General features: G+C 47.4%; 10 protein-coding genes. 4 read left to right on the top strand and 6 right to left on the bottom strand.

Features of this window, described 5'->3' with window-relative positions; genetic code table 11:
* Positions 1-111: 111 nt before the first annotated feature.
* On the bottom strand, positions 112-537 hold the full coding sequence (gene mscL, locus E7745_RS07100; protein WP_107032915.1) for a large-conductance mechanosensitive channel protein MscL: 426 nt from the start codon (positions 535-537) through the stop codon (positions 112-114).
* 343 nt (positions 538-880) lie between these two features.
* Here mscL and gap point away from each other — a divergent pair, with 343 nt between their 5' ends.
* From gap to E7745_RS07085, 3 genes are all read left to right on the top strand, one after another.
* Positions 881-1,891, top strand: a complete 1,011-nt coding sequence (gene gap, locus E7745_RS07095; RefSeq protein WP_107032914.1) for a type I glyceraldehyde-3-phosphate dehydrogenase — start codon at positions 881-883, stop codon at positions 1,889-1,891.
* Positions 1,892-2,160: 269 nt separating this feature from the next.
* Positions 2,161-3,426 carry a hypothetical protein gene (locus tag E7745_RS07090; RefSeq protein ID WP_136408536.1) on the top strand — a complete coding sequence of 422 codons (1,266 nt, stop codon included), beginning with the start codon at positions 2,161-2,163 and terminating at the stop codon, positions 3,424-3,426.
* A gap of 153 nt (positions 3,427-3,579) precedes the next feature.
* Complete coding sequence (locus E7745_RS07085; RefSeq protein ID WP_124075779.1) at positions 3,580-4,965, top strand: DEAD/DEAH box helicase; 1,386 nt, start codon at positions 3,580-3,582, stop codon at positions 4,963-4,965.
* Between the two features lie 49 nt (positions 4,966-5,014).
* Here the strand turns inward: E7745_RS07085 and E7745_RS07080 are convergent, their stop codons facing one another.
* The 4 genes from E7745_RS07080 to E7745_RS07065 all read right to left on the bottom strand — a co-directional run bounded on the left by E7745_RS07080 (position 5,015) and on the right by E7745_RS07065 (position 11,790).
* The gene (locus E7745_RS07080; RefSeq protein WP_124075780.1) at positions 5,015-6,610 is read right to left on the bottom strand and encodes a glycosyltransferase family 39 protein; all 1,596 of its coding nucleotides are present in this window, start codon (positions 6,608-6,610) and stop codon (positions 5,015-5,017) included.
* Between the two features lie 52 nt (positions 6,611-6,662).
* Positions 6,663-7,820, bottom strand: coding sequence for a YhcH/YjgK/YiaL family protein (locus E7745_RS07075; RefSeq protein ID WP_136408535.1), 1,158 nt, complete (start codon positions 7,818-7,820; stop codon positions 6,663-6,665).
* Positions 7,820-9,034 carry an AAA family ATPase gene (locus E7745_RS07070; protein ID WP_136408534.1) on the bottom strand — a complete coding sequence of 405 codons (1,215 nt, stop codon included), beginning with the start codon at positions 9,032-9,034 and terminating at the stop codon, positions 7,820-7,822. Before E7745_RS07070 ends, E7745_RS07075 begins: the two co-directional genes overlap by 1 nt.
* Before the next feature lie 131 nt (positions 9,035-9,165).
* Positions 9,166-11,790 carry a UvrD-helicase domain-containing protein gene (locus E7745_RS07065; protein WP_124075781.1) on the bottom strand — a complete coding sequence of 875 codons (2,625 nt, stop codon included), beginning with the start codon at positions 11,788-11,790 and terminating at the stop codon, positions 9,166-9,168.
* A 302-nt stretch (positions 11,791-12,092) separates the two neighbouring features.
* Here E7745_RS07065 and E7745_RS07060 point away from each other — a divergent pair, with 302 nt between their 5' ends.
* Positions 12,093-13,664 (top strand): glycoside hydrolase family 28 protein, encoded by a 1,572-nt coding sequence (locus E7745_RS07060; RefSeq protein WP_124075782.1) that lies wholly within the window; start codon positions 12,093-12,095, stop codon positions 13,662-13,664.
* 123 nt (positions 13,665-13,787) lie between these two features.
* On the opposite strand, the gene E7745_RS07055 is transcribed toward E7745_RS07060, so the two are convergent.
* Positions 13,788-15,836, bottom strand: coding sequence for an alpha amylase C-terminal domain-containing protein (locus tag E7745_RS07055; protein ID WP_107032908.1), 2,049 nt, complete (start codon positions 15,834-15,836; stop codon positions 13,788-13,790).
* Between the last annotated feature and the right edge of the window lie 124 nt (positions 15,837-15,960).

The following is a 15,960-nucleotide window of genomic DNA, read 5'->3' as shown; positions in this document are numbered from 1 at the left end:
TAAATATCCTGAACAAAAAAGTCAGAGACGCCCTCAACGCAGACATCTCTGACTTTTTTTGCACCCATACTGAAAATCTGCCCCCTCGCCGGGAGCAGACATCCGGCGCGATCAGTTTTTCTCCTTAAGAAGATCGCGGATCTCGGTGAGAAGCACCTCTTCCTTGGTCGGTTCAGGATCAGGAGCCGGAGCCTTTTCTTCCTTGCGCTTCAACTGGTTGATGCCCTTGATAGCGATGAAAATACACAGTGCCACAATGAAAAAATCGACTATCGTCTGAATCCACGAGCCCCAGTTGAGCGTCACTTCGGGCTTAAGCACTTCCTGAGTGGTTCCGTCGATGACTGCCTGCTGGATCACAAACTTATAGTCGGTAAAATTGATGCCACCGGTGGCCACCCCGACCAGAGGCATGATGATATCATCGACCAGCGAGGAGATGATTTTGCCGAAAGCGGCACCGATTACCACACCGACTGCCATGTCGATGACATTGCCACGCATGGCAAATTCCTTGAATTCCTTTACAAATGACATTAGAATTGTTATTGATTATAAACTGTGGTGAACTTTTCTAAAACTATGAAACAAACACCGGCCGGCAATTGTTCCACTCGTGATCCATTTTCGCAAAAATACTCAAAAAACATCGTATTACCACGAAACATACACCTTATTTTACTTTTTTAAATAAAACAAGGTAAAAACGCTAATTTTATTTTGCTGAGACTTGACGGAAATTCAAAAAATAATAGTACCTTTGTGGCGTTTTTGGAGCACGGCCCAAACCGCCGTCAGCTCTGGAACGGTTTGCATTGCGTCTCAACAATTTTCAATAGGATCAGAAAGAACATAACAACCCAATTTTATATACAAAATTATGACAAAAATAGGTATTAATGGTTTTGGCCGCATCGGCCGGTTCGTATTCCGTGCCTCAACCAAGCGCGATGACATCGAAGTAGTTGCTATCAACGACCTTCTCCCCGTTGACTACATGGCTTACATGCTCAAGTACGACACAATGCACGGCAAATTCGACGGCACTGTTGACTACGATCTCGAAAAGAGCCTCCTCATTGTCAATGGCAAGGCTATCCGCGTTACAGCTTGCAAGAATCCCGCTGAAATCGGCTGGGGTGCAGTAGGTGCTGAATATGTTGTTGAATCAACCGGCCTCTTCCTCACCAAGGAAAAAGCTCAGGCTCACATCGAAGCCGGCGCAAAATACGTGGTTATGTCAGCTCCCTCTAAGGACGACACCCCCATGTTCGTTTGCGGCGTTAACCAGGATAGCTACGTCAAGGGCACTCAGTTCGTGTCTAACGCTTCTTGCACCACCAACTGTCTCGCTCCTATCACCAAGGTGCTCAATGACAAGTTCGGCGTTGTTGAAGGCCTCATGACTACCGTTCACTCTACCACCGCTACTCAGAAGACTGTCGACGGTCCCTCTATGAAGGACTGGCGTGGTGGCCGTGCTGCCGCTGGCAACATCATCCCCTCTTCTACCGGCGCTGCCAAGGCTGTAGGTAAAGTTATCCCCGAACTCAACGGCAAACTCACCGGTATGTCAATGCGTGTCCCCACTCTTGACGTATCTGTAGTTGACCTCACCGTTAACCTCGCCAAGCCCGCTACTTACGACGAAATCTGCGCCGCTATGAAGGAAGCTTCTGAAGGCGAACTCAAAGGCATCCTCGGCTACACCGAAGACGCAGTCGTTTCAAGCGACTTCCTCGGCGATCCCCGCACTTCTATCTTCGACAAGAACGCAGGTATCATGCTTTCACCTACTTTTGTTAAGGTTGTCAGCTGGTATGACAATGAAATCGGCTACTCTAACAAGGTGCTCGATCTCATCGCTCACATGAAGAAAGTTAACGGCTAATAATCAGCCATCCGCTTCATACAAGCATAAAAATCCAACGGAAGCAGTCCTGATTTTAAGGGCTGCTTCTTTTTTTTAGATTTTTTTTATGCATATTGACACCCGAAATTAAAAAAATCACTATCTTTGTCAAGATTTTTCGAAAAAAAATCAGTGGACAAATTCAGTCTGAACATTCGGATCTGCAATCTCGAAAACAGACAATATTTTTCACCTTACTAATAACCAATCGGCCTTGTACCAGGCCAAATTAAAACTTTTTTTTGCGTATGAAAAAAACTCTACTCTCACTGGCAGCAGTTGCAGTCACCTTTGTTGCTAATGCTGCTCCCACAGTAATTAAAACTAACCCCAACCAGAGCAATCCTCTGCCGGCAAACACAGTAATTGCAAACAACGAATTCTTCACCGCTACAACAACATTTGATGCAAAAGGCGGCCAGACCGGTAAAGCTTACGTATTCGGCGATGTAAACCTCGCAGGTACCGGATGGTTCCAGCTTCGTTCTGACGCTGCTCCTAATGCAGCATCTCCTTTCGGAGTACAGAAAGCAGATTGCACCTCAATCAAAGTTGAGGTAAAAAAACCGGTCACTCTCTATTGCTATCTGCGCACCGGCAACAACAAGCAAACTGCGGTAAATGTATTCAACTCTTCTTTTGAGACCATGCCTTATGCTAATGGTGAAACAGGCAAGAACTGCGGAGCTGATGGTGAAAAGAACAACATGTGGGAATTTTCATGGACTTTAAGTGCCGGGACATACTGTATGACCGAAATCGGTGGCACAGGCAATGTAGCCGGTCTCGGATACGAAGAAGCTGAAGATCCCGGTACAAGCGAAGATCCCGCTGAAGGCGAAACCTTCGCAATGAAAGGCAATGGAGCTGCAACATATGGTCAGTCATTTGACGAAATTGTAACTCCCCTCGAATTTGACAAAGTCAACAAAACTGTCACACTCTCTGACTTCCTTGGCAGCAAAGCAAACATCGTAATCAAGTTCGAACAGGCAGATCCTAACAAAGACCCCGACATGACCGGCACCGTATTCAACTCTGTTGCTGTAAGCGGTCTTGGCGAAGGCGATGCCAACACCGGATGTGCAATTGAGAATTTCACAGGCTCTGTTATCATCAAAAAAGACGGTGCAAACTTTGGCAAACTTGAAAATGTAACATTCTGGCCCGGCTTCAACAGCCAGCTCGTTGTTGATACAAAATCAATTAATGGCACAAACCAGAAAGTTTACAACCTCACCCTCATGATCGGTGGCGATTTCTACAAATGGGATGCCGCAACTTCTGCTTGGGGCGAAAAAGAAAAGTATCCTGAATTCTTCAAACTTGAAAAAGACATTCCTTTCGTTTCAGACGACCAGTCAGGCATCGACAGCATCGTTACCGACTCTGCTGACGAAAATGCCCCCGTTGAATACTACAACCTCCAGGGCATCCGCCTCAGCGAACCCGTAGCCGGCCAGATCGTGATCCGCCGCCAGGGTTCTAAGGTCAGCAAAATCGTTGTACGCTAATCCTTATCGTCACGATTTAAATCGACTCAACCAATAGCAGATCGGTGACCTCGCTCCGAGGTCACCGATTTGTTTTTTTATAGCAATTTTGGTAATTTTGTATCCACGAAGCAATCATTACCACATTATAATATATAATATCACTCCCCTTATATGAAATTTGACGAGCTTGATCTGAGCTACGATATACTTGACGCACTCGATGCAATGCGTTTCGACGAGTGCACCCCAATCCAGGAACAGGCTATCCCCGTGATCCTTGAAGGCCGCGACCTAATAGCCGTAGCCCAGACCGGCACCGGAAAAACCGCCGCCTATCTGCTCCCCGTCATCGACCGCCTGGCCGACATGCCCGAAGCAAAAGACTATGTAAACTGCATCGTGATGTCGCCCACCCGCGAACTCGCCCAGCAGATCGATCGCCAGATGGAAGGCTTCGCCTACTACGTCCCTGTCAACAGCGTGGCCATCTACGGCGGAACCGACGGAGCCGGATTTGCCCAGCAGCAACGCGGGCTAAAAATGGGAGCCGATGTGGTGATAGCGACTCCCGGACGCCTCCTCGCCCACCTGCAGATGGGCTATGTAGATCTCTCGCGCGTCTCCTATTTCATCCTCGACGAAGCCGACCGCATGCTCGACATGGGGTTTTATGATGATATCATGCAGATTGTCAAGCATCTGCCAAAAGATCGCCAGACCCTGATGTTTTCCGCAACAATGCCACCGAAAATCCAGCAGCTGGCCAAAGCCATACTCAACGATCCGGCCGAAGTCAAGATAGCTGTCTCCCGCCCGACCGAAAAAATAGACCAGTCGGCATTCGTCTGCCATGAAGGCCAGAAGACAGGCATACTCAAGCACCTCTTCCGCACAGCCCACTCTCAGCGAGTCATCATATTCTCATCCTCGAAAATCAAAGTCAAGGAACTCGCCCGCGAACTGCGCCGCTGCAAGGTAAAAACCGGAGAGATGCACTCGGATCTCGATCAGAATGTCCGCGAAGAAGTGCTGCTTGACTTCAGAGCCGGCAAAATCGATGTGCTTGTAGCCACTGACATCGTAGCGCGAGGCATCGACATCGACGACATCGCAATGGTGGTCAACTACGACGTGCCCCGCGAAGCCGAAGACTACGTCCACCGTATCGGCCGTACCGCCCGCGCCAATGCCGACGGAAAAGCCGTCACCCTTGTCTCTGCCAAAGAGCAGTCGAAATTCGGCCAGATAGAAAATTTCCTTGGCTATGAAGTGCGCAAGGAAACAGTGCCAGCCGAACTTGGCGAAGCACCGGAATACACCCCCTCACGCCGTCAGAGCAGCCGTGGAGACCGCCGCAACCGCAAACCATCCCGCTCAGGGGGCAAAGGGCGCAAAGGCAATAACAGCAACAACGACAAGAGTAATAATAACAGCATTAGCAACAGCAACAAACGCAACTCCCGCAAGAACCATCAGAACCACAGCCGGAAGAAAACTTCGGGAGGCGCAAACGGATCAAACAGTTCCAAAAACAGCTCCACGCCGGCCCAAAGCTGAATCAAAACGGCCTCTCAGAGGACATTCACGCGTGATGTCGTTCCGTCGGTCACATTCTATGATACAGCGTAAATCCGCATCCTTCACACTCCACCTCGAAACCGCAAGCCTTGAGCATGGATGCCGAACTCTTGTTTCGTCCTGAGAGAAGGAATATGTAATCATATGCCACGCACAGCTCCAGGAGTATTCCCAGCTCATCTTCTCCATCGAGATAGTGGAAATGATGCAGGTTGTAGGAAGTTGTGTCCTTATAGATATAGTCATAGATATAGCGTTCTGTCCCCACTACGGCATATTGGCCTCCCTTGTCGGCTATCGCCTCGATCCGCGGAGCGATTTCAGTCAGTGTCAATATGTCTGTAAGCTCCGGATCGGCACTCAGCCCGGCAAGATGGCCGAATCCGCCAAGATCCGCAGTAGAAGTCTTAAGATTTTCCCGCTGCATATATAAAGTCATGGCCAGCACTGACACCAGGGCGACCCCAGTATAGGAAATCAACAGACTGTAAAGCCGCTTATCCATCAGCGCACACAGCAGCGGAATGCCCGTGAGCACCATAGGCCTCTCTACAAAACCGTCAGACCCGACTGTGGCAAGCATGACACAGCCTGTAACCACCGTCATACGCGCCACTTCCGGCCGCAGCCTGCTGTCATGAGTGGCATTATAGAGCCACGGCAACACTAAGACCAGTATGTAAAAACTCTGTAGCAACCCGAAAGGATGGATGTCATCTTTGAGATACATCCTCATGAAGTTGAACGACAGAAACGCGCAGACCGCCGAGACCGTCCAGAAACCGGCAAGCCGGCTGCGCTTCATCAAGCCCACCAGACACGCTCCGGCAAAGCACAGTGCCATAGGATAATAGGCCACAAAGACGTTTCGGCTGCATTCCTGCAACCGCCATATCAGATAGCCAGTCTCAAAATGGCGGTTTATGATATTGTCAGGTGACCACGCTCTGACATAAACACTGAAATCGCCTCCGGTCATCAGCAGGATGACACCACATCCAACAGCCGCAAAGACAATGAGCCCCACCGCCGACTGCTTCACGACAGTCACTAAGCGCCTCCTTTCATCTCGGCTGCCCCATATGATCAGCACCAGAATCGCCGGCAGTGCAGCAAGCGTAGACGCCCGGCTCAACACCATCAGCGCCGAGAGCGCACCTACGGCCGCAATCCGCCTTAAACCCGGACGCCCCATATACCACAGCAAGCCTATAGCAAATGCCGTCATGAACGGATAGGCACCCGCATCCCATCCATAGAGAGGCAACGATACGAAACGCGCCGCCACACACAACATCAGAAACAGCAGCGAAGATAAAAGCGGCTGTCCTGTCTTCCTATACAGGAAAAGACAAGACGCCGCTATTGATATCTGATAACAGATGACCATCAGCAACCGCAACTGATAGAGGCCGTCGCCGGCCAGACGCGTCCACAGATTGCCGATGTAAAACGCAAGCATCCCGATCGGCGCATCAGAATAATTTCTGACCGACAGGGCCTGATAAGCTTCATCGGTCCAATAGACATAATCTCCAAGCGCCACATAGGGCAGTACAAGCCCGCAAATGACTGACAATAGAGAAATCAGCAACACCCGCTGACGGGTCATCTTGATCTGCATTATTTTTGGAGTCAGAATGACTGAATTTCAGAAACCGCAAAAAGACAGCCTCTTATTTGGCATATTCGATCTTGCCCACGAGTTTGCGCGAGATGCCGGGATTTTCAACCGAACGCACCGACGGCTGGTGCATGTCTTTCGGGAAATAGAGGAAAAAGCGGTCGGCAGGAGCAGGAGAATAGACAATCTCCTCATCGGTAGAATAGTTAGTGCGGTCCTTCACGGGGTCATACTCATTGATCGGGGTCACTTTTCCGGCCACACCCATCAGTTCGTTGCCCTCATAAGTGTACTGCAGGTCGACAAAATTGCGGTGAGACTCGATCTTGGTTTCCTCAGCAGACTTCGGAGTATATTCGAGCACATTGATCCACAGACGGCCCTCCTCAAGCACAATCTTCTTTCCCGCTTCGAGAGTCATCGGATCAGTCTCGGCAAGAAACTTGAAAAGCTTGTCCCATAGAGCCTTGTTGCGGTGATACTGATTGGCGAATTCGAGAGCATCAATGCTCTTGTCAGCGTTTACGGACCATCCGTTGGCCCACTCGCGGCTCTCGACCCACTGCTGCGCCTCGGCAGCAGTCATAAGATTTTCATTTGTCATGGTTCTTTCGGTATGATTTTGATTATCTGTATGTGAAAAAATTCTTTGATTGTCGAAACTGAGTTCAACTCCATTGTCTATAGCGAATCTCATACAATAGTTCATCTCCATAGCACTTTGACGCGGAAAAATCGGAGAAACTATGATATGACACACCACTTCAACCGCCTTCCTGAAATCGAGCCCGATATCTGCCAGCTTCGCATTGAACATTTCAAGCGTGTGTTCAAGTTGCGAAATCGCTTTTTCATAAGTATATGTCACGCTGTCCTGCGTTTTGCCTTCTGCATTCGATTTGAATTCGACAAAGGCAAACAGATCTGCATGTATAAGCGCACAGTCAGCCACCCCGCCCTCCGGACTCTTGAAAAGCCCGTTGTCAATCGATAGCAGATGCAGCTCATGGTTCGCCGGATTCAGTCCTATAAAGCAGCCCGAAACTGCCGCTTCGGCTCCGGCAAAACATGAAATCCCGCGATCGTTATCGTCAATAACATAAACGACAGCGTCTGACCGGGTCTCCACACAGTCCATTAACTCTGCGGCATATCCGCGGAAAGCCCGTCGCAGTTGCAGATTTGAAATCGCCTGAGGGACTGCCATCATCACTTTGAATTACGCAGAAGAGACAGATAGAGTTTATAAAGACCGTTGAATTCACCTGAAAGCAGATCTGACACCGTGTCAAGATAATTGGCCTGTATCAACCCTGTCGATCGGTCTAAGATATCCCTGCAATCAGATTTGCCTTCCGCAGTATGCTCCAGCGAATAGACCGCAATCTCACCGGGCTTGACAAAATTGTCGGCAGGCAATTTTTCAGTCAGAGCATCAGCGGCATCGGGATATTTGTCGGCTATAAGTCCCGCAAGCAGTGAGATATTAAGAATCGACAGTATATACGGGCTGTGGGTGGTCAGAGTCCATGTGCCGACCTTACACTTTTCTGAATTAGTCTTTGAAAGTATCTGGCGGATCAGTTCAAGCTGATTAGATGGAAACAGATTCAACTCCGGCTCTTCTATCGTGAAACTCTGAAAATAATTTTCGGAAACACAATAGTCTATGATCATCAGCAGCGGAATTATCGACAGCATCCCCGACGAAGCGTAGCGCAACGGGATGACACGGTCACCGCATTTCACCGAATCCTCACCGTCTTCCAGCATATACTTCGAATGAAGAAACGGCAGATCATATGATTTAAAATGATTTTTTGCCTTTTCAAAGAAGCTCATATATTCCATCAGCGTGTCAGGTAATGGGACTTGAGCCATAAAAAGACTGGCCATCGAGTTTGACAACGCGCCGACAATACCTCTTTCAGCAGGACAATAGAACGACAAGCGCAGATTCGAAGCAAGAACCCGGCGGTGCTTTGCTATCAGCTTTGACAGTTCTTCCTGACTTAATTCGAATGTTTCAATGCCAAGATTTTTAAATGTCTCCATCAGACACCGGTCCATGACATTGCTTACAAAATCACGAAGCTCATCCTCACTGCGCTCACTGCTTGTCATCCGGAAAGCACCTGATTCATAGATCAACGAAATATCAGCTCCGTTAAAATACTCTATATATGTATCAGATCTGAAACAACCCTGAATTCCATATATTGAAAAAATTCTTTCGATAATCTGTTCCCAATTTTCCCGCTTCGTCAAAATCACATCATAGAGCGACACATCTCTCAGACATGACAGAAGTTTGGCAATGGTACTCTTGCCTACACCCTGTTCACCTATGAAGACATTTATCTTCTTAAGTACAATATCTATGTCGGTCACAGGACCGAAATTGCGGATTATCAGATGTTCCATTTGGTATCTTATGAAGACGCGCCGATTTATCCGGCACAGATTTTCCTTATGCAAAAGTAGTTATTGCAGCCGACAATTGCAAATAACTCCCAACAGCTATGCATCAGACGGCTAAAGATGTTTTTTAGTTTTTATGACTTGCTCAATTTATCGAGTCGCATAATTATAGAAGTCTGGCTTCTACCCATTTTTGAAGCAATATACTTTATACTTTTTCCCTCTCGATGAAGCTTCAGAAGGAAACGGTCCGCACTTTGTGTCCAGCGCTTATTTGCGTTGGGATGCTTGACATAACTCTCTTCTGAGATCTGCTCCGGGTGCAGGAATTCATCTACAAAAACTGAGGGGAAGCGCCTGTCATACATAATTGCAGTCCTTATCTTAGCCCGTGTTATCGCTACATAAAACAACCGTCGCTCTTCTGCATACGGGAATCTGTCACTTTCTGTCAGAACATAACCAAGCACCGGGTTATCACTGACAAGCGATGGAAATCCATATGTATCTTTATTACACTGAAGTAAAATCACATAATCAGCTTCAAGCCCCTTTGATTTATGTACGGTCATGAATTCCACTTCACGGCTTCCAATAATATAAAAAAATTTATTCCCCCGTTTTATAGGCTTATACCTGAACGAAAGATAATAGTCATCAAAAGAATATCGTCCTAAAAGAAATACTGACTTATCCGGTGGAATCTGGTTGATAATCTGTGCTATTATATCACAATAGCTTCCACGGTCATATGGACAAAACAACAAATCCGTCCTTGCCTGTGCACTGAAAGAATGAATATCCTTTTTTATTTGATTATCGTTGCGCTGTATAAATTCCGAAGACAGAGCCACTAACGGTTCTCCGAAACGATAGGTAGTCTCTATCTTATTTATTTCTGTCTCGCCGAAATAATCCTGAAAATGATTAAACAATGTCATATCACTGCCAGAAAACCGATATATCGATTGCCAGTCATCACCGACACAATAAAGCTTAGCAGGTGGATTACCGTCACGTAACACTTTCAAAAATTCATATCTGTCAACCGAAATATCCTGAAATTCATCCACTATAATATAATCATAGCTAACCATATCTGAAGAACGGCAAATTTCAGTAGCTTGAAGAATCGCATCCGTGAAATCGATCTTGTTCATTGCACTTAAAGCATTACAATAACGCTTATAGACCGGCATAAAAATATTCTTTATCATGAATGCACTTCTCTCATCGTGCTCATTGTAAGCTTTACACAAAACTTCATCAATTGACTTGCAACTCGATTTTATCAATGTAACAAACGTCACAACTAATCTGATAAAAGCCTTTTCCTGCTTACTGCCTTTGGCGATAACCGCGTCATACAGTTCTGTATCGCTTTTTTCACTAATCGGGACTCCAGCATTTTCCAATCTATTCTTTAGCCTATCTCTTATATCAAAATTATAGAAATCCGCACTTGATGTTGTTATAAGTTCAGTACCAAACTTTTCATGGGCCGCTTTCTTCCATGTAATCCCGTCATTATATTTTTGATTTGCCTCTTCATATGTCATATTCTTGTCTTCCGCAAACCATCTTGGCACTTGCCCATGCTCGTCTATTCCATAATGCTCCAGATATATACGTCTGATATTACCATTTTTCTCATAATAAATGGAAAAATCCGGAGTGTATTGAGAATGAAATTCATCAGCTAAGAGGTACTCATATGGCTCCTCATATCTAAACCGAACCCCAAGAGAGGAAAGTACAAAGCAAATCTTCTGCTCCTGCTCACTTCTAACATAGACCGGTTTCCCGTCCATATCTGGTAATAATGCTTTCATCCGTGGCTTCTTTTGTTCTGCCAATTGTTCTCGTTTTTCATTCTTCCTTTGTTCCCAGTCAGCCTCCTGAGATTGGCAATCTATGAAATATTCAATCACATTCTTTTTAAAGGCAGCATCTTCCAAAAGCTCTTGGTATATTGTCACGAATAAGGCATCCGTATTGTCACAGATTGATGGTTTTATGCCTGTATTCCGTCCTATCAGATCAATTGCCAATTTATGAAATGTATAGCCTCTGAGTCCTGCTATATCCAGCCTCTCCGTCAATTCAGATGCCGCCTTATTTGTATAACTTATCAGAAGTATCTTTTGTGGTGCTATTCCCTTTTTTTCTATCAGATATTTAACTTTCCCAATTATTGACGATGTCTTTCCACTCCCCGCACTGCTGACCACTAAGCAATTGTCCTCCTCCGAAACAATCGAGCGTCTTTGCTGCCTATCTAATGGATATTTCAAACATGTATCAAAAAAGTCCTTATATATATTAAGCAGATTCCCTATCACTTTTTCATTATGTTCTTGTACAAGAGAATGTATGCATTCAAAATCATAAATAAATTGTACGATTTTTTCAGACGGAGTAATCCTTAATTTATTTGATCTTTTCACAAATAAACACGCCAGATCATAAATATCTGAATAGGCCACAATAAAATTTCTTTTTTGAGATGCAGAAACTATCTTGCCTTGAAACTTATTTTCAAAAACATCCTTTATATCAGAAACCGAGCATTTTTCTTTGATATCGCTATGAAATTCTTTGCCCTGACAATCATCCGATTTTTTGCTTCTATCTGAGAGTATCTCACTGATTTTTTCAGATAGTTCCGAATCTCGTTTTCTAAAATTCACTTGCACAATCACACGTGCAACAAGTAAAATCGAGGCAATAACGATTATTATGAATAATGGTGAGGACATCTTTTAAATCAATAAATTGCTTATTTCTCAGGACTTTTAAAATATCTAAAGCGCATACTTCTATTCTCCCTTTGTGTATAATTTTGAATATAAGCTGCCATATTCCAGACTGCAAAAGTAATCAAATTCTAAAACAGCCACTATACATAAGCCTCTTTAATATATCATTATCTGTGTTTTATCTCCTTTTATGCGTCTTTTCCGACTATTTTTTCGTAATTTTGCCAGAGTCTCCGGATGGAGGCGCTTTTTATCATTTTTCAGAACAACTATCTTTTGACCAACCACCTTCTCTGATTTCCATGAAACTTACCTCTGTTTTGCTTGGGCTCTATATGGCTGCGTCTGTTGCCGTCAATGCCTCTACCCCTTCAAGTTATGCTCATCTCTATGACGGTCTTCCGTTTGACATGCCCGTCATCGACAAACCCGTGTTTCCGGCAAACACCGTAAGCCTCACGGATTTCGGCGCAGTGGCCGATGGCAAAACCCTCAACACCGAGGCCTTTGCCAATGCTATCGACGCTCTTGCAGCCAAGGGTGGCGGTACTCTGAATGTACCTGCCGGAATATGGATGACCGGCCCGATAGCCATGAAGTCAAACATCAACCTGCACCTCGATGGCGGCGCTCTGATACTCTTTTCCCCGGACCCGGACTTGTATCCGGCAATTTATACCGTCTACGAGGGCTATGAAGCCTATCGGGCAATATCTCCGATCTATGGCGAAGATCTCGAAAACGTCGCCATCACAGGCGACGGCGTGATCGACGGCAATGGCGCGGCATGGCGTCAGGTGAAACGTGACCAGATGACACCTCCGCAGTGGCGACGCAAGATCAAGTCTAGCGGAATCCTTGTGAACGACAACGTTTGGTATCCCTCGCAGGACTATATCGACGGCGAGAAAATACGCGAAAGCGAAGACGGCATAGCCAAACTCAAAGCCATGACCAAAGAGGAGGCCGAGGCCATAAAGCGTTTCATCCGTCCGGTGATGGTAAAGCTCGTCAACTGCAAGAACGTTTATCTCCAGGGAGTATTGTTTCAGAATTCTCCTGCCTGGAACCTCCACCCGCTGATGTGCGAGAACCTTATAATCGACGGTGTCTACATCAAGAATCCCGAATATGCCCAGAACGGCGACGGGCTTGACGTGGAATCATGCAAAAACGTGATCATCTACCGTTCGACTCTCGATGTGGGTGACGATGCCATCTGCATCAAGTCCGGCAAGGACGAAGACGGACGCCGCCGCGGCATACCGACTGAAAATGTCATTGTCAAGGACTGCCGGGTATTCCAGGGCCACGGCGGATTCGTGGTCGGCAGCGAGATGTCAGGCGGAGTCAACAATGTGGCCGTGTCTGACTGCCAGTTTATAGGCACCGATGTCGGTCTGCGATTCAAGAGCACACGCGGACGCGGCGGTGTGGTCAAAAACATCTTCATTGACAACATCAACATGCTCGACATCGTTGGCGAAGCTCTGCTTTTCGACCTCTACTACTGGGTGAAAAACGCTCCAAAAACCATCCCGCCGGTCGACGAGACTACACCACAGTTCCGCGACATCACCATCACCCGCGTCAGCTCGTTCAACTCCGGAATTTCCGTCAAGTTCAACGGTCTTCCGGAAATGCCTATCGAAAACATCAAGGTCAGCAACTCGATATTCACCGCGCAGAAAAGCGGTCTGCTGTCTGAATCGACAGGAATTGTGTTTGACAACGTAGACATCACCTCGGCTTCTGGCGCTGCCATGACCATCAACAGCTGCAGCAACGCCACTCTGACCGACTGTAAGTTCACCTCCCCGGCAGAGGAAAAAATTCTCTACACCGGCAAGAACAAAAACGTAAAAGTGAAGTAAGCCCCCGTCTGAACAATTCACGCTCCAATACATCAAGGCGGCGCTGATCCATATGATATCAACTGGATCAGCGCCGCCCGGCTTATCTTATCCCCGAAACTGCCGGTGCAGTCCGGAAAGCAGTTACTTCTTCGGTGTCCTTTTCGGTTTCTTCGGTTCCGGACGGAGAAGGCGGAGCACCTGAGCCGAGCGAGGAGGCATATAGAGGCGCAGCCATTCACGTCCTGACGGAGCAAACAGCGGATCGGTCTGAGTCAGATGACGGACACTCTCGTCAATATTGCCGTAGCCACCGAAATCGGCGCTATCGGTCGACAGCACCACCTCATACTCTCCGGCAGGCGCAAGAACACCGTAGCCGGTGAATGCCTTGACCGGATTGAAGTTGAAGACAAACACAAGATCACCGCGCATATAGGCAAGCACCTGGTCATCGTCCTTCTCCCAGAGTTTGACCACCGGGAGCGACTGGAAATTATAGACTCCGGAGATCAGATGGATCATAGCGTTGTCGAAATTGTTAAGCTGATCATATTTCAGTTCCTTGCGGTCTACGAGATCCCACTGGCGGCGGGCATACTTGTAGCTCCAGCCGTTGCCTTCGCGCGGGAAGTCTATCCATTCAGGATGGCCGAACTCATTGCCCATGAAGTTAAGGTAACCGCCGTTGATGGTCGAGGCGGTCACAAGGCGGATCATCTTGTGGAGAGCCATGCCGCGGGCCACTGCCATATTGTCGTCATCCTTCATCATGTGCCAGTACATCTCCTTGTCGATCAGGCGGAAAATCACGGTTTTGTCTCCGACAAGAGCCTGGTCGTGGCTCTCTACATAAGAGATTGTCTTTTCATCGGCACGGCGGTTGGTCAGTTCCCAGAATATCGAAGTCGGATGCCAGTCCTCGTCCTTCTTCTCCTTGAGAGTCTTGATCCAGTAATCGGGAATACCCATAGCCATACGGTAGTCAAACCCTATGCCGCCGTCCTTGACAGGCACAGCCAGACCGGGCATACCGCTCATTTCCTCGGCAATCGTTATGGCATGGGGATTTATTTCATGAATCAGCTTGTTGGCAAGAGTCAGATATGTGATGGCATTGGTGTCCTCGCCGCCGTCATAATAGTCGTCATAGCTTCCGAATGCCTGGCCGAGACCGTGGCTGTAATAGAGCATCGAGGTAACCCCGTCAAAGCGAAAACCGTCAAAGCGGAACTCCTGAAGCCAGTATTTGCAGTTTGACAGCAGGAAGTTGATCACATCGTTTTTGCCATAGTCGAAACAAAGCGAATCCCATGCCGGATGCTCGCGTCGGCCATCGCCGTAGAAGTACTGGTCATAGCTGCCGTCAAGGCGTCCGAGGCCTTCCACTTCATTTTTGACTGCGTGAGAGTGGACAATGTCCATAATCACGGCAATGCCGAGTTCATGAGCTCGGTCTATCAGGCTCTTCAGCTCTTCAGGAGTACCGAAACGGCTTGAGGGTGCATAGAAGCTCGACACATGATAGCCGAAAGACCCATAGTAGGGATGCTCCTGGATGGCCATGATCTGGATGGCGTTATAACCGTCGGCCGCAATACGCGGCAGTATCTTGTCGCGGAATTCCACATATGTGCCTATTCCCTCCTTCTCCTGCGCCATGCCGATATGGCATTCATAGATGAGAAGCGGACGGGTGTCGGGGCGGAAGCGCTTCACCTTCCACTTATAGGCCTCAGGAGCCCAAACCTGCGCTGAGAACAGATGGGTTGTCTCGTCCTGCACTACCCTTGTGGCATATGCGGGAATGCGTTCGCCGCTTCCGCCGTCCCAGCTGACGATCATCTTGTAGTAATCGCCGTGACTCATTGCATCGGGTTTCAGTTTGAGTTCCCACACGCCGTTGGCTTTCGGCTTCAGGGCATATTTCTTCAGTTGTTTCCACTTGGAAAAGTCACCGACAAGAGTGATCCCGGTTGCATTCGGAGCCCATTCGCGGAACACCCAGCTGCCGTCAGCCTGACGATGTAGTCCGAAATAATTGTGGGCGTTGGCAAATGAGTCGAGTTTGCCGTCAGGACCACATAGTTCCTGCTCCTTGCGCAGAGCGTCTTCATGACGGCCTATGATCGCGGCGCTATAGGGCTCAAGCCAGGGATCGTTCTTGATGATGTTGAGAGTTTTTTTTTTCATTGGTAACTGATGATTAGAGGGGAGGCATTTGTGTGTGCCCATAGGGTTAAACCTGAATCCCTGAGTTTTGTTTCCACAAACTTAAGAATAATTTTTCAATCCGCAGGCATATGTATGGCAAAAA

Origin of the sequence: Duncaniella sp. C9, assembly GCF_004803935.1 — a bacterium.
Taxonomy (GTDB): Bacteria; Bacteroidota; Bacteroidia; order Bacteroidales; family Muribaculaceae; genus Duncaniella; species Duncaniella muris.
The sequence above is the reverse complement of the archived record's forward strand: the minus strand, read 5'-3'. Positions and strand labels throughout refer to the sequence as shown.

Excerpts from the sequence above, each read along its gene's own strand:
- mscL (WP_107032915.1), bottom strand. The coding sequence starts at position 537 with ATGTCATTTGTAAAGGAATTCAAGGAATTTGCCATGCGTGGCAATGTC.
- gap (WP_107032914.1), top strand. The coding sequence starts at position 881 with ATGACAAAAATAGGTATTAATGGTTTTGGCCGCATCGGCCGGTTCGTA.
- E7745_RS07090 (WP_136408536.1), top strand. The coding sequence starts at position 2,161 with ATGAAAAAAACTCTACTCTCACTGGCAGCAGTTGCAGTCACCTTTGTT.
- E7745_RS07085 (WP_124075779.1), top strand. The coding sequence starts at position 3,580 with ATGAAATTTGACGAGCTTGATCTGAGCTACGATATACTTGACGCACTC.
- E7745_RS07080 (WP_124075780.1), bottom strand. The coding sequence starts at position 6,610 with ATGCAGATCAAGATGACCCGTCAGCGGGTGTTGCTGATTTCTCTATTG.
- E7745_RS07075 (WP_136408535.1), bottom strand. The coding sequence starts at position 7,820 with ATGATGGCAGTCCCTCAGGCGATTTCAAATCTGCAACTGCGACGGGCT.
- E7745_RS07070 (WP_136408534.1), bottom strand. The coding sequence starts at position 9,034 with ATGGAACATCTGATAATCCGCAATTTCGGTCCTGTGACCGACATAGAT.
- E7745_RS07065 (WP_124075781.1), bottom strand. The coding sequence starts at position 11,790 with ATGTCCTCACCATTATTCATAATAATCGTTATTGCCTCGATTTTACTT.
- E7745_RS07060 (WP_124075782.1), top strand. The coding sequence starts at position 12,093 with ATGAAACTTACCTCTGTTTTGCTTGGGCTCTATATGGCTGCGTCTGTT.
- E7745_RS07055 (WP_107032908.1), bottom strand. The coding sequence starts at position 15,836 with ATGAAAAAAAAAACTCTCAACATCATCAAGAACGATCCCTGGCTTGAG.